The following is a 14,617-nucleotide window of genomic DNA, read 5'->3' as shown; positions in this document are numbered from 1 at the left end:
GTACCGCAAACCGACACAGGTAGGCGAGGAGAGAATCCTAAGGTGTGCGAGAGAACTCTGGTTAAGGAACTCGGCAAAATGACCCCGTAACTTCGGGAGAAGGGGTGCTTTCTTAACGGAAAGCCGCAGTGAATAGGCCCAAGCGACTGTTTAGCAAAAACACAGGTCTCTGCGAAGCCGTAAGGCGAAGTATAGGGGCTGACACCTGCCCGGTGCTGGAAGGTTAAGGAGAGGGGTTAGCGTAAGCGAAGCTCTGAACTGAAGCCCCAGTAAACGGCGGCCGTAACTATAACGGTCCTAAGGTAGCGAAATTCCTTGTCGGGTAAGTTCCGACCCGCACGAAAGGTGTAACGATTTGGGCACTGTCTCAACCAGAGACTCGGTGAAATTATAGTACCTGTGAAGATGCAGGTTACCCGCGACAGGACGGAAAGACCCCGTGGAGCTTTACTGTAGCCTGATATTGAATTTTGGTACAGTTTGTACAGGATAGGCGGGAGCCATTGAAACCGGAGCGCTAGCTTCGGTGGAGGCGCTGGTGGGATACCGCCCTGACTGTATTGAAATTCTAACCTACGGGTCTTATCGACCCGGGAGACAGTGTCAGGTGGGCAGTTTGACTGGGGCGGTCGCCTCCTAAAGTGTAACGGAGGCGCCCAAAGGTTCCCTCAGAATGGTTGGAAATCATTCGTAGAGTGCAAAGGCATAAGGGAGCTTGACTGCGAGACCTACAAGTCGAGCAGGGACGAAAGTCGGGCTTAGTGATCCGGTGGTTCCGCATGGAAGGGCCATCGCTCAACGGATAAAAGCTACCCCGGGGATAACAGGCTTATCTCCCCCAAGAGTCCACATCGACGGGGAGGTTTGGCACCTCGATGTCGGCTCATCGCATCCTGGGGCTGTAGTCGGTCCCAAGGGTTGGGCTGTTCGCCCATTAAAGCGGTACGCGAGCTGGGTTCAGAACGTCGTGAGACAGTTCGGTCCCTATCCGTCGTGGGCGTAGGAAATTTGAGAGGAGCTGTCCTTAGTACGAGAGGACCGGGATGGACGCACCGCTGGTGTACCAGTTGTTCTGCCAAGGGCATAGCTGGGTAGCTATGTGCGGAAGGGATAAGTGCTGAAAGCATCTAAGCATGAAGCCCCCCTCAAGATGAGATTTCCCATAGCGTAAGCTAGTAAGATCCCTGAAAGATGATCAGGTTGATAGGTTCGAGGTGGAAGCATGGTGACATGTGGAGCTGACGAATACTAATAGATCGAGGACTTAACCATATAATATGAAGCAATGTTATCTAGTTTTGAAAGAATATAAAGAACTTGTTGACTTTAAAAGTTAAATAAGTTATGATGATTCTTGTCTTAAATGAATACAGTCTGGTAATGATGGCAGAGAGGTCACACCCGTTCCCATACCGAACACGGAAGTTAAGCTCTCTAGCGCCGATGGTAGTTGGGACCTTGTCCCTGTGAGAGTAGGACGTTGCCAGGCTATTTATATCATCGCGGGGTGGAGCAGCACGGTAGCTCGTCGGGCTCATAACCCGAAGGTCGCAGGTTCAAATCCTGTCCCCGCAACCAAATGGTCCCGTGGTGTAGTGGTTAACATGCCTGCCTGTCACGCAGGAGATCGCCGGTTCGACCCCGGTCGGGACCGCCATTTTATATAAAGAAAAGAACGAAACATGTTGTTTCGTATTTTTTTATTTGTTTTAACAAAAAACTAATAAAGACAGTCAAACTATCCTTAGGAAAACTCCTAAGGACTTTTTTATATATTCAAAACCTGTATAATAAAGAGCAGAGAACATTGTGAGTAAAGTAGGTGAAGTCTGTGAGTAAATATGAAATAACAACAAACTCTTCTGAGGAAACACAAAGATTATCAGAAAAACTAGGTGGACTTGTTGGGGCACAAGATGTAATTATTTTAGAAGGAGATCTAGGGGCTGGTAAGACAACTTTTACAAAAGGACTAGCAAAAGGTCTTGGAGTGAAAAGAGTTGTAAATAGTCCTACCTTTAATATTATTAAAGAATATAAAGGGAGATTGCCGCTATATCATATGGACGTGTATCGCTTAGCAGAAAGTGAAGAGGACTTAGGTTTTGATGAGTATTTCTACGGTGAAGGAATTACCGTAGTAGAATGGGCTCATTTAATAGAAGCATTTTTACCGAATGAGAAGTTACAAATTAGTTTATTCCATGCTGGAGATGATACAAGGAAAATTGTACTCGAGCCAATTGGAGATCGATATATTAGATTATGTGAGGAGCTATTACAAGATGAAAGTACTAGCAATTGATACTTCAAATTACGTAATGGGTGTATCCCTTATTGAGGAAGGAAACGTAATTGGGGAAATCATTACAAACTTAACAAAAAACCATTCTGTACGTCTTATGCCAGCTGTAGAGAAATTGTTAAAAGAATGTGGTGTAAAACCGAAAGAATTAACTAAAATAGTTGTAGCTGCTGGACCTGGATCATATACAGGTGTTCGCATAGGTGTGACAGCTGCAAAAACATTAGCTTGGTCACTTCAAATACCAATTGTAGGTGTATCAAGTTTAGAAGTAGTGGCTGCAAACGGTGCTAATTTTGATGGATTAATCTGTCCTTTATTCGATGGAAGACGCGGACAAATTTATACTGGGTTATATACATATGAAGGAGAGCATTTAACTTCTATAGAAGAAGACCGAATCATTCTTATTGTAGACTGGTTGCAAATGTTAAAAGATACAGGAAAGCCTGTTTTATTTATTGGTAACGATGTTAAACTGCACAAAGAGACGATTATCGAACATTTAGGCAACCAAGCTGTATTTGCTCCCTTCACTAAAAATAACCCAAGACCAAGTGAGTTAGCTTTCTTAGGGTTACAAAAAGAAGAACAAGATGTACATTCATTTGTTCCTAGTTATCTTCGTTTAGCTGAAGCTGAAACAAAGTGGTTAGAAAGTCAAAATAAGTAGGAGCTTGCAGAAGATGGATATGATATTTAGAAAGATGGAACTCGATGATATCGCTCAAATTGTAGCTATTGAAGAAGCGTCTTTTTCAACTCCTTGGACTGCAGATGCCTTTCACCGTGAGTTAACGACGAATGAACATGCACATTATGTTGTGCTAGAAAAAGATGGTCGTGTAATTGGGTATTGTGGATTGTGGATAATTATTGATGAATCACATATAACAAATGTAGCTATTTTGCCAGAATACAGAGGTCAAAAGCTAGGGGATGCTTTATTGAAAGAAGTTATTTCCGAAGCGAAAGATTTAGGGGTAAAAACGATGACGCTTGAAGTACGTGTATCAAATGAAGTAGCAAAACAGTTATACAGAAAATACGGATTTCAAAATGGTGGAATTCGTAAACGATACTATGCAGACAATCAGGAAGATGGTCTCGTAATGTGGGTGAATATATAATGGAAAAAAATACGATTATACTTGGTATTGAAACAAGTTGTGATGAAACAGCAGTAGCAGTTGTTAAAAATGGAACGGAAATTATTGCGAATGTCGTTGCATCACAAATTGAAAGTCATAAACGTTTTGGCGGAGTTGTACCAGAGATTGCATCCCGTCATCATGTAGAAGAAATTACAGTTGTGTTAGAAGAAGCTTTAAAAGAAGCAAATATCACATTTGATGATATTGATGCAATTGCTGTAACAGAAGGACCTGGGTTAGTAGGAGCGCTTTTAATAGGGGTAAATGCAGCGAAAGCAGTGGCTTTTGCACATGATATTCCTCTAGTGGGTGTTCATCATATAGCTGGGCACATTTATGCGAACCGTTTAGTAAAAGAAGTTCAATTCCCACTACTATCACTTGTTGTATCTGGTGGACATACGGAGCTTGTTTATATGAAAGAACATGGTTCATTCGAAGTGATTGGTGAAACAAGAGATGATGCAGCTGGAGAGGCATATGATAAAGTAGCTCGAACATTATCCATGCCATATCCAGGTGGTCCTCACATTGATCGCCTTGCACATGAAGGGGAACCGACAATCGATTTGCCTCGTGCATGGCTAGAACCTGATTCGTATGATTTCAGTTTCAGTGGATTGAAATCAGCAGTTATCAACACTGTGCATAACGCGAAACAACGCGGGATAGAAATTGCACCGGAAGATTTAGCAGCAAGTTTCCAAGCGAGTGTAATAGATGTGCTTGTAACGAAAGCATCTCGTGCAGCAGAAGCGTATAACGTAAAGCAACTGCTTCTTGCTGGTGGAGTAGCTGCGAATAAAGGACTTCGAGCACGTTTGGAAGTGGAATTTGCGACAAAAGAAAATATCGAGCTAATTATTCCTCCACTATCTTTATGTACCGATAATGCAGCGATGATTGCAGCCGCAGGTACAATTGCATATGAACAAGGAAAACGTGCTACATTAGCTCTAAATGCAAATCCAGGATTAGATATTGAAGAATAGTTATGCACAAAATTAACCACAGCTTGTGGATAAAACCCATATTATCTGTTGATAATGTGGGTTTTATTGTGTATATAAAATGTTGATAACTTTTTTGGGATTTGTGGATAATGTGGAAAAGTTATTTTGGGGTTTATTTTATAAAGGTGGATATGTGTATAAACCTGTGGATAAAGTAGATGAAGTCTGACCTTTGAATGTATTCTTTTTTGGGAAATAAATCGCAAGAAGATATCTCTAAAAAACATTTTGAAATGTGCCCTTATTATAGGGGCGAGCCAACATTGTCAAACTTTGTCGGTAAATCGGTATGTCGTGTCGAATCGTTTATACCCCAGCTAGAAGATAAAAAGGATGTCGCATAGTCAAAAATCCCGACTTATGAGACATCCTTCTTATTCATACTCTTATAAATGTAATTCTTCCCATTCTGCCATACAAGCATCAAGTTGCTCTTGTAGTGTTTGCTTTTTCGTTGTAATTTCACTAGCCTTTTCATAATCTGCGTATATTTCTGGTAAGCAAAGTTGATCTTCTAACGTAGCAATTTCTTCTTCAAATTCTACAATATTTTGTTCTAGTTCCTCAATTTTTCGAGTGCGTTGACGTTCTAATTGTTTACGCTCTTTTTCTTCGAGATAATTTAATTTCTCTTGAGCTACAGTTTTTTGAACAGGTGCTTGGTTTTCTTGATGTTCTTGTTGTTCAAATGCTGCACGTTCAATCATTTCATTTTTCTTCTCTACATAGTAATCGTAATCGCCTAAATACTCTTGTGCACCTTCTGTTGACAACTCAACAACGGTCGTCGTTACACGATTAATAAAGTAGCGGTCATGTGAAACAAATAGAAGGGTGCCTGGATAATCAATTAAAGCATTCTCCAAAATTTCTTTACTATTTAAATCAAGATGGTTCGTAGGTTCATCGAGAATTAATAAATTCGATTTTTGCATCATAAGTTTTGCAAGAGCTAATCGAGCTTTTTGTCCACCACTAAGAGAAGATACTGGTTTTAGTACATCATCCCCTGTGAATAAGAAGTTACCTAATATCGTGCGAATTTCTTTTTCGGGCTGCAATGGATATTCATCCCATAACTCATTTAAAACTCGCTTAGAAGATGTTAAGTTTGCTTGTTCTTGATCATAATAACCAACAGATACATTGGATCCGAAAGAAACATCACCATTTAATAGTGGTAACTTATTCACAAGTGATTTTAATAATGTGGATTTCCCAATTCCGTTTGGACCAACTAAAGCAACGCTATCCCCGCGAGTTAAGCGCATAGTTACATGTTCAATAATCGGATCATCATCATAGCCGATAGTTGCATCCTTTACTTGTAAAACATCATTTCCACTTTGTTTTTCGATATCGAAGTGGAAGGATGCTGACTTAGAATCACCTAATGGTCTAGTCAATAATTCCATTCTATCTAATTGTTTACGACGGCTTTGAGCACGTTTTGTCGTAGATGCGCGAGCTATATTTTTTTGAACGAAATCCTCAAGCTTAGCGATTTCATCTTGTTGTTTTTCATAACGTTTCATGTCTTGCTCGTATAATGCTGATTTTAAGTCCAAATATTTACTGTAGTTACCAACAAATCGTCTGCTTTCTTTATTCGAAATTTCATATACTTGTGTAACGAGTTTATCCAAGAAATAACGGTCATGGGAAACGATTAGTATTGCGCCAGGATAGCCTTGTAAATATTGTTCAAGCCATGTTAATGTTTCGATGTCTAAATGGTTTGTAGGCTCGTCCAAAATAAGTAGGTCTGGTTTCGTTAATAATAATTTACCGAGAGCTAATCGTGTTTTTTGTCCACCGCTTAATGTAGAAATCGTCGTCTGATGCGTTTCAATTGGGAAGCCAAGACCACTTAAAATCGAGCGAATATCTGCTTCATATTGATATCCACCTTGATCTTTATAATCTAATTGCAATTGGTCATAATCAGCTAATAATCTTTCATATGTAGCCTCGTTTGAAAAGTTTTCTTCTTTTCCCATCTCTTGCTCTAGCCTTCGAAGTTTTGTCTCCATTTGCTGCAAGTGTGTAAAGACGGTTAACATTTCATCCCAAATTGTTAAAGACGTTTCTAACCCGGTATTTTGGGCTAAATATCCGATTGAGACATCTTTTGGTTTTATAATTTCGCCACCATCATGAGATAGCTCACCAGCTATTATTTTTAATAGTGTAGATTTTCCGGCCCCATTTCGTCCGACTAATGCGATACGATCTTTCGTTTGAACTTCCAATTTTATGTTTGCAAGAATCGTTTCGGCACCGTATAATTTCGTAAGCGCGTTTACTTGTAATAAAATCAATGTTTTCACCTCAAATAATTTCTTAACTTTGCCATGTTTATATTTCTCAATCATACTAAAAATAGTGTATAGTTTAAAATAAAGAGAGAATACTTCTTCTCTTTATTATACAGGGAAATTCATGAGTGCTAAACTTCTGCATTTGATTCAAGTATATGAATAAAGATAGGAAGAGAGGAGAGGTTATATGGAGCAGCAAAAAATTCCACAGGCCACTGCCAAACGATTGCCTCTATACTATCGATTTATCCAAAACTTATCTCTTTCTGGTAAGCAACGTGTTTCATCAGCCGAATTGAGTGAAGCGGTAAAAGTTGATTCCGCAACGATTCGAAGAGATTTTTCATATTTTGGAGCGTTAGGGAAAAAAGGTTATGGATATAACGTAAATTATTTATTATCATTTTTCCGTGAAACACTCGACCAAGATGATATAACACGTGTAGCACTTATTGGAGTAGGTAATTTAGGGACCGCTTTCTTACATTATAATTTCACGAAAAACAATAATACAAAAATTGAAATGGCGTTTGATGTTAGTGAAGAGAAAGTCGGGACAGAAATCGGGGGCATTCCTGTATATCATTTAGATGAATTAGAAGAACGTTTATCAACTGATATACAAGTGGCAATATTAACAGTACCCGCTACAGTAGCACAATCTGTAGCAGATAGATTGGCAGAAACGAACGTGCATGGTATTTTAAATTTCACACCAGCGCGCTTAAATGTGTCAGATAATATAAGAATTCACCATATTGATTTAGCGGTAGAGTTACAAACACTTGTTTACTTTTTAAAGAATTATCCACAATAAAACGCAGAGGAAGCGACCTCTGCGTTTTATTATTGTTTTTTCTTTGTGAATTTAACTAAGATAAGGCGAAGTGCCAAATTAAAATCAATTGTTGCCATAACTGCAAATAGTATTGTCCACATATTCCAGATTGTATCTGTTACGTTCGTAATGGCGAAGCGTGTAAAGATACATCCTAGAAGGAAGTACAATGCAGCCATGAACAATGGTGAGTTCCTCATACTAAAAATCCTCCGATAAAGCCTTGCATTTTTTCAGCTTCTTTAATCATTTCTTGAATTTGTTCATTGCTCATTAAAACTTGAGCAACTGCAACTAATGTATTCATTGCAACATGAGCTGCGATAGGGACGATAATACGCTTCGTTTTTACATATAAAAAGGCGAATACGAGTCCCATAGAAGTGTATACCAATAAGTGAGTGAAATCAAAATGAATTGCTGCGAATACAAGAGAACTAATGATAGCGGCAATAAAGAAGTTAAACTTCTTATAAAGTGTACCAAATAAAATTTTTCTAAATACGATTTCTTCCAAAATAGGTCCTATTATAGAGATAACGATAAGGAACCAAGGTGTCGTTTTTGCGATATCCATAAGTCTTGCTGTATTTTCTGATCCAGGTTTAATTCCTAATACACGCATTTCTATCATACCGGCAATACTTTGTGAGAAAAATGCTAGGAAGAACCCGATAAAAATCCAACCAATTGTAGCTGGAACAGTAGAGCGCATTGTATCTAAACGTCTGTCACGAATATCTGTTCTAAGTAACCAAAGTACGATACATAATGCAATAAAGAAGCTAATGATTGCCCAGTGGCCAGTTATGAGTTGAAATTTCTCTTCTCTAGTAAATCCCCTGTTATCATAAAGTCCAGTTTTCAGCAGAAGTGGTAATCCAGCAATGGATGATAACTGCATTAAAATGTATGTAACGATAACCCACCAATATTGTTTTTTCAAATGGTTTAACCATCCTTTCTAACTCTAGTGTATGAGATAAGGTAGGATAACATGTAAGTATGCTACCTACGATATAAACCTCGCTTAAATTATGTTTTTTTTGTAAATCCTTATTTGAAATTATAATAGAAGACAGGAGAAAGTTGTGTGTATAGCGAAAACAACTTAGGGTGTCCTTTCATATTGTAACATACGAGTAGGGGAAACAACGATTCATATAGTAAAGGTAGAAGAAGAGGGACTCTATATAGAAAAGTGTATAGCTTAATTTGCGAAAAAATTATGATTTTTTTACTTGCAAAAGAAATTGAGATTATTTATTATTATAAGTGTGTTAGCACTCGGGTGACTTGAGTGCTAATGAATAAAATTTACATAACAAAATGAGGAGGTTATTGTTCATGCTAAAGCCATTAGGTGATCGCGTTGTAATTGAGCTTGTTCAAGCAGAAGAAAAAACAGCAAGTGGTATTGTATTACCAGACACTGCAAAAGAAAAACCACAAGAGGGTAAAGTTATTGCAGTAGGTACTGGTCGAGTGCTTGAAAATGGTGAGCGTGTTGCTCTAGAGGTAGCTGCAGGTGATCTTATCATCTTCTCAAAATATGCAGGTACTGAAGTAAAATATGAAGGTACTGACTACTTGATTTTACGTGAAAGTGACATTTTAGCAGTTATCGGTTAATTATATAAATCTTAAAAAATTCAAGGGGGTCAATTATTATGGCAAAAGATATTAAATTTAGTGAAGAAGCACGTCGTTCGATGCTTCGCGGTGTCGACACTCTTGCAAACGCAGTAAAAGTAACGCTTGGACCAAAAGGTCGTAACGTTGTACTTGAGAAAAAATTTGGTTCACCACTTATTACAAATGATGGTGTAACAATCGCAAAAGAAATCGAATTAGAAGATGCATTCGAAAACATGGGTGCAAAATTAGTAGCAGAAGTTGCTAGCAAAACAAATGATGTAGCTGGTGACGGAACAACAACTGCAACTGTATTAGCACAAGCTATGATTCGTGAAGGTCTTAAAAACGTAACAGCTGGTGCGAACCCAATGGGTCTTCGTAAAGGTATCGAAAAAGCTGTTACTGCTGCAATTGCAGAATTAAAAGAGATTTCTAAACCAATCGAAGGCAAATCTTCTATCGCACAAGTAGCTGCTATTTCTGCAGCTGACGAAGAAGTAGGTCAATTAATCGCTGAAGCAATGGAGCGCGTTGGTAACGACGGCGTTATTACTTTAGAAGAATCTAAAGGATTTACAACAGAATTAGACGTAGTAGAAGGTATGCAATTTGATCGTGGATATGCATCTCCTTACATGATTACTGATTCTGACAAAATGGAAGCAGTTCTTGATAACCCATACATCTTAATTACTGATAAGAAGATTTCTAACATCCAAGAAATCTTACCAGTATTAGAGCAAGTGGTACAACAAGGTAAACCACTTCTTATCATCGCTGAAGACGTAGAAGGCGAAGCTTTAGCTACATTAGTAGTGAACAAACTTCGTGGTACATTCAATGTAGTAGCTGTTAAAGCTCCTGGATTTGGTGACCGTCGTAAAGCAATGCTAGAAGATATCGCAATCTTAACTGGTGGCGAAGTAATCACTGAAGAATTAGGTCGTGACTTAAAATCTGCTACAATTGAATCTTTAGGACGCGCTGGTAAAGTTGTTGTAACGAAAGAAAACACAACTGTAGTTGAAGGTATCGGAAATTCACAACAAATCGAAGCTCGCATCGGTCAAATCCGCGCGCAATTAGAAGAAACTACTTCTGAATTCGATCGTGAAAAATTACAAGAGCGTCTTGCAAAACTTGCAGGTGGCGTAGCAGTAATTAAAGTAGGTGCAGCAACTGAAACTGAGTTAAAAGAGCGCAAACTTCGCATTGAAGATGCACTTAACTCAACTCGTGCAGCAGTAGAAGAAGGTATCGTTGCAGGTGGTGGTACTTCACTTATGAACGTATACACGAAAGTAGCTTCTATCGTAGCTGAAGGCGACGAAGCAACAGGTATCAACATCGTACTTCGCGCACTAGAAGAGCCAGTTCGTCAAATCGCAATCAACGCTGGTCTAGAAGGATCTGTAGTTGTAGAGCGTCTAAAAGGCGAAAAAGTAGGCGTTGGTTTCAACGCAGCTACTGGCGAGTGGGTTAACATGCTTGAAACTGGTATCGTAGATCCAGCTAAAGTAACTCGTTCTGCACTTCAAAACGCAGCATCTGTTGCAGCTATGTTCTTAACGACTGAAGCTGTAGTTGCTGACAAGCCAGAACCAAATGCACCAGCAATGCCTGACATGGGCGGCATGGGCATGGGCGGTATGGGCGGAATGATGTAATTCCGTTTGCTCGAAAAACATCCATTTCTATATAGAAATGGATGTTTTTTTATGTTTTTTAGAAAAGGAAATTAATTTCTGTAGAATTTTGTCGCTTTCTCTCTTGACCATATCGATACTTCATTGTTAGAATCTAGGGAGATAATATAAAAAAATCCTTCATATATCCTCGATGATATGGTTTGAGAGTCTCTACCGGGTTACCGTAAACAACCTGACTATGAAGGCAGTGCGTCTTATATTTATAAAGAGCGGAAGACTATCTTTCTTTATAAAGCCAGACCCCTGCCTTTTCTTTGTTATGAGACTAGAGGCGGAGGACTGGCTTTTTTTATTATATTAGTAATGCTTTTTGCCTAATTGGTAAAAATATTTATATACGAGAACTAACGTTGGGGTGATTATTTTGAAGAAGCAGCATGATACAATTATCGTTTTAGATTTTGGGAGTCAGTACAATCAGTTAATAGCACGTCGAATTCGTGAGTTCGGTGTATACAGTGAACTTCATCCACATACAATTACTGCAGAAGAAATTAAAGCAATGAATCCAAAAGGGATTATCTTCTCTGGTGGACCAAATAGTGTATACGGTGAAGGCGCATTACATTGTGATGAAAAAATCTTTGAACTAGGATTACCGATCTTCGGTATTTGTTACGGTATGCAGCTTATGACGCAACACTTCGGTGGGAAAGTAGAACGTGCAAACCACCGTGAGTACGGAAAAGCTGTTCTTAAAGTAGAGAACGAATCAAAATTATATGCGAACCTTCCAGAAGAGCAAGTTGTATGGATGAGCCATGGTGACTTAGTAACTGGTTTACCTGAAGGATTCGTAGTAGATGCAACAAGTGAGTCTTGTCCAATTGCTGGTATGAGCAATGAAGACAAAAACTTATACGGTGTACAATTCCACCCAGAAGTACGTCATTCTGAGCACGGTAACGATTTAATTAAAAACTTCGTATTCGGCGTATGTGGTTGTTCTGAAGGATGGAACATGGAGAACTTTATCGAAGTAGAATTAGAGAAAATCCGTGAAACTGTTGGAGACAAAAAAGTACTATGCGCACTTAGCGGCGGTGTAGACTCTTCTGTTGTAGCAGTATTAATTCATAAAGCAATCGGCGATCAATTAACATGTATTTTCGTTGACCACGGCTTACTTCGTAAAGGTGAAGCAGAAGGCGTTATGAAAACATTCAGCGAAGGCTTCCACATGAACGTTATTAAAGTGGATGCACAAGAACGCTTCATGAACAAGTTAAAAGGTGTAGAAGATCCAGAACAAAAACGTAAAATCATCGGTAATGAATTCATTTACGTATTTGATGATGAAGCTTCTAAATTACAAGGAATGGACTTCCTAGCGCAAGGTACACTTTATACAGACATCGTTGAAAGTGGTACAGCAACTGCACAAACAATTAAATCTCACCATAACGTTGGTGGTCTTCCAGAAGACATGCAGTTCAAATTAATTGAGCCTTTAAACACGTTATTTAAAGATGAAGTACGTGTATTAGGATCAGAACTAGGAATTCCTGATGAAATCGTATGGCGTCAACCATTCCCAGGCCCTGGTCTTGGTATTCGTGTATTAGGTGAAATCACAGAAGAGAAATTAGAAATCGTTCGTGAATCTGATGCGATTTTACGTGAAGAAATTATTAAAGCGGGCTTAGACCGCGAAGTTTGGCAATACTTCACTGCGCTTCCTGGTATGCGTAGCGTAGGTGTTATGGGTGATGAGCGTACTTACGATTACACAGTAGGTATCCGCGCAGTAACATCTATCGACGGTATGACAGCTGACTGGGCACGTATCCCTTGGGACGTATTAGAGAAAATCTCTGTACGTATCGTAAACGAAGTAAAACACGTTAACCGTATCGTGTATGATATAACAAGTAAGCCACCAGCAACTATTGAGTGGGAATAGTATTATAAAAAAAGATCCATCTATTGCTCATGCATAGATGGATCTTTTGTATTTTTACCATTAATACGAACGAAAGTATAAAAGTTTATAAAAATGTTCGTTTTTAAATTGACAAAACTACTTCATCGAGTTAATATGAGTATGTAATTCAATCGAAAAGTGAATATTATGCCGTCGTATAATATCGGGGATATGGCCCGAAAGTTTCTACCTAGCTACCGTAAATGGCTTGACTACGAGGCGTTTAGATAAAGATGAGGGGAAACTTGTCTTTATTCATAGAACGCTTCCATGTATATGCAATGGAAGCCTTTTTTATTTTTAATAGATAAAAGAGGGCTAGGGAGATTACGGCGAGTAATCATATAACGGGGGAAACGTAAGATGAAACGCTATTTTCAGTTTGATGAACTCGGCACAAATTATAAAACAGAGTTCATAGCGGGTTTAACGACATTTTTATCTATGGCTTATGTATTATTTGTCAATCCTGCTACGCTGTCACTTGGAAATGTTAAAGGGTTACCGGCAGGTACAGGAATGGATCCAGGTGCAGTATTCGTTGCTACAGCATTAGCGGCAGCGATTGGTTCGTTAATTATGGGGATATTCGCGAAGTATCCAATTGCATTGGCGCCGGGTATGGGAATTAACGCGTTCTTTGCTTATACGGCAGTGTTAACGATGGGTATTCCATGGCAGACAGCAATTGCTGGAACGTTAATGTCAGGTATTATCTTTATTATTCTTACAGCTTCAGGTATTCGTGAAAAAATCATTAATGCAATTCCATCAGAGTTAAAGTTTGCAGTAGCGGCAGGTATCGGATTATTCATTGCTTTCCTTGGATTCCAAAATGCCGGAATTATCGTGAAAAATGATGCTGTTCTTGTTGGGTTGGGGGATTTAACAAAGGGCACAACGTTACTAGCGATCTTCGGGGTTGTTACTACAATCATCTTCATGATTAAGAAAGTTAATGGTGCAGTGTTCTACGGTATGATTCTTACAGCAATTTTAGGAGTAGCGACAGGATTAATTGATACTCCAAAAGCTGTAGTGGGAGCAATACCGAGTCTAGAACCAACGTTCGGTGTGGCATTAACTCACTTTGGAGACATTTTCACTGTTCAAATGGTGATTGTTATTATAACGTTCTTCTTTATCGATTTCTTTGATACAGCAGGTACACTTGTAGCGGTTGCGAATCAAGCAGGATTAATGAAGAACAATAAATTACCACGTGCAGGAAAAGCGTTATTCGCAGATGCGATTGCAACTGTAATCGGTGCGATCTTAGGTACATCAACAACAACGTCTTACATTGAGTCGTCTGCAGGGGTAGCAGCGGGTGGACGTTCTGGATTTACAGCAGTTGTAACAGCAGGATTCTTCTTGCTGGCACTATTCTTCTCGCCATTATTAAGCGTTGTAACACCAGCTGTAACAGCGCCAGCATTAATTATTGTAGGGATCTTGATGGTTTCATCTTTAGGCGAAATTGATTGGAAGAAATTCGAGATTGCAGTACCAGCATTCTTTACAATCATTTCAATGCCACTTACGTATAGTATTGCGACAGGGATTGCAATCGGGTTTATCTTCTATCCAATTACAATGGTAGTAAGTGGTCGTCGTAAAGAGATTCATCCAATTATGTATGTTATGGGAGTTTTATTCGTACTATATTTCATCTACGTTCGTAAATAAAAGGGGTTTTTTGAAAGGTCTAGACT

The 14,617-nt window shown here is 39.0% G+C and carries 12 protein-coding genes, 2 tRNA genes, 2 rRNA genes and 2 riboswitches (1 of these 18 running past the window's edge); of the genes, 13 read left to right on the top strand and 3 right to left on the bottom strand.

Annotated features, from left to right (window positions below):
- From QCI46_RS25995 to tsaD, 8 genes are all read left to right on the top strand, one after another.
- Positions 1–1,272: ribosomal RNA gene (locus QCI46_RS25995) — 23S ribosomal RNA — on the top strand; it begins 1,650 nt to the left of the window's first position.
- Positions 1,273–1,373: 101 nt separating this feature from the next.
- Positions 1,374–1,489, top strand: a 5S ribosomal RNA gene (rrf, locus tag QCI46_RS25990).
- A 12-nt stretch (positions 1,490–1,501) separates the two neighbouring features.
- Positions 1,502–1,578 (top strand) — tRNA-Met (locus QCI46_RS25985).
- 3 nt (positions 1,579–1,581) lie between these two features.
- Positions 1,582–1,657, top strand: a tRNA-Asp gene (locus QCI46_RS25980).
- Positions 1,658–1,831: 174 nt separating this feature from the next.
- Positions 1,832–2,305 carry a tRNA (adenosine(37)-N6)-threonylcarbamoyltransferase complex ATPase subunit type 1 TsaE gene (gene tsaE / locus QCI46_RS25975; protein WP_000049636.1) on the top strand — a complete coding sequence of 158 codons (474 nt, stop codon included), beginning with the start codon at positions 1,832–1,834 and terminating at the stop codon, positions 2,303–2,305.
- The gene (gene tsaB / locus QCI46_RS25970) at positions 2,286–2,978 is read left to right on the top strand and encodes a tRNA (adenosine(37)-N6)-threonylcarbamoyltransferase complex dimerization subunit type 1 TsaB (protein WP_048542995.1); all 693 of its coding nucleotides are present in this window, start codon (positions 2,286–2,288) and stop codon (positions 2,976–2,978) included. Before tsaE ends, tsaB begins: the two co-directional genes overlap by 20 nt.
- 13 nt (positions 2,979–2,991) lie before the next feature.
- Entirely contained in the window at positions 2,992–3,435 is a 444-nt protein-coding gene (gene rimI, locus QCI46_RS25965; RefSeq protein WP_000367200.1) for a ribosomal protein S18-alanine N-acetyltransferase, read from the top strand.
- Complete coding sequence (tsaD, locus tag QCI46_RS25960; RefSeq protein ID WP_353841754.1) at positions 3,435–4,451, top strand: tRNA (adenosine(37)-N6)-threonylcarbamoyltransferase complex transferase subunit TsaD; 1,017 nt, start codon at positions 3,435–3,437, stop codon at positions 4,449–4,451. The genes rimI and tsaD overlap by 1 nt, the downstream gene beginning before the upstream one ends.
- 407 nt (positions 4,452–4,858) lie before the next feature.
- On the opposite strand, the gene QCI46_RS25955 is transcribed toward tsaD, so the two are convergent.
- Complete coding sequence (locus QCI46_RS25955) at positions 4,859–6,793, bottom strand: ABC-F family ATP-binding cassette domain-containing protein (RefSeq protein WP_353841753.1); 1,935 nt, start codon at positions 6,791–6,793, stop codon at positions 4,859–4,861.
- A 187-nt stretch (positions 6,794–6,980) separates the two neighbouring features.
- Between QCI46_RS25955 and QCI46_RS25950 the strand changes: the two genes are divergently transcribed.
- On the top strand, positions 6,981–7,610 hold the full coding sequence (locus QCI46_RS25950) for a redox-sensing transcriptional repressor Rex (protein WP_000437704.1): 630 nt from the start codon (positions 6,981–6,983) through the stop codon (positions 7,608–7,610).
- A gap of 29 nt (positions 7,611–7,639) precedes the next feature.
- On the opposite strand, the gene QCI46_RS25945 is transcribed toward QCI46_RS25950, so the two are convergent.
- Together QCI46_RS25945 and QCI46_RS25940 are read right to left on the bottom strand one after the other, a co-directional pair.
- The gene (locus QCI46_RS25945) at positions 7,640–7,831 is read right to left on the bottom strand and encodes a YdiK family protein (RefSeq protein ID WP_001246201.1); all 192 of its coding nucleotides are present in this window, start codon (positions 7,829–7,831) and stop codon (positions 7,640–7,642) included.
- Positions 7,828–8,577 (bottom strand): CPBP family intramembrane glutamic endopeptidase, encoded by a 750-nt coding sequence (locus QCI46_RS25940; protein ID WP_087981823.1) that lies wholly within the window; start codon positions 8,575–8,577, stop codon positions 7,828–7,830. Before QCI46_RS25940 ends, QCI46_RS25945 begins: the two co-directional genes overlap by 4 nt.
- 401 nt (positions 8,578–8,978) lie before the next feature.
- On the opposite strand from QCI46_RS25940, the gene groES reads away from it, so the two are divergent.
- The 4 genes from groES (at position 8,979) to QCI46_RS25920 (ending at position 14,591) form a co-directional block, all read left to right on the top strand.
- Positions 8,979–9,263, top strand: a complete 285-nt coding sequence (gene groES, locus QCI46_RS25935) for a co-chaperone GroES (protein ID WP_000917306.1) — start codon at positions 8,979–8,981, stop codon at positions 9,261–9,263.
- 38 nt (positions 9,264–9,301) lie between these two features.
- A complete protein-coding gene (groL, locus tag QCI46_RS25930; protein WP_001029984.1) occupies positions 9,302–10,936 on the top strand; it encodes a chaperonin GroEL in 1,635 nt (544 codons plus the stop codon).
- Between the two features lie 139 nt (positions 10,937–11,075).
- A riboswitch (purine riboswitch) is annotated at positions 11,076–11,177 on the top strand.
- A 165-nt stretch (positions 11,178–11,342) separates the two neighbouring features.
- Complete coding sequence (gene guaA / locus QCI46_RS25925) at positions 11,343–12,881, top strand: glutamine-hydrolyzing GMP synthase (RefSeq protein WP_098133539.1); 1,539 nt, start codon at positions 11,343–11,345, stop codon at positions 12,879–12,881.
- A 154-nt stretch (positions 12,882–13,035) separates the two neighbouring features.
- A riboswitch (purine riboswitch) is annotated at positions 13,036–13,137 on the top strand.
- Positions 13,138–13,265: 128 nt separating this feature from the next.
- Positions 13,266–14,591, top strand: a complete 1,326-nt coding sequence (locus QCI46_RS25920; RefSeq protein WP_000833097.1) for an NCS2 family permease — start codon at positions 13,266–13,268, stop codon at positions 14,589–14,591.
- The last annotated feature ends 26 nt before the right edge of the window (positions 14,592–14,617 follow it).

The organism is Bacillus cereus group sp. RP32 (assembly GCF_040459735.1).
Taxonomy (GTDB): Bacteria; Bacillota; Bacilli; order Bacillales; family Bacillaceae_G; genus Bacillus_A; species Bacillus_A wiedmannii.
This window is presented reverse-complemented; position numbering and strand designations above follow the sequence as displayed.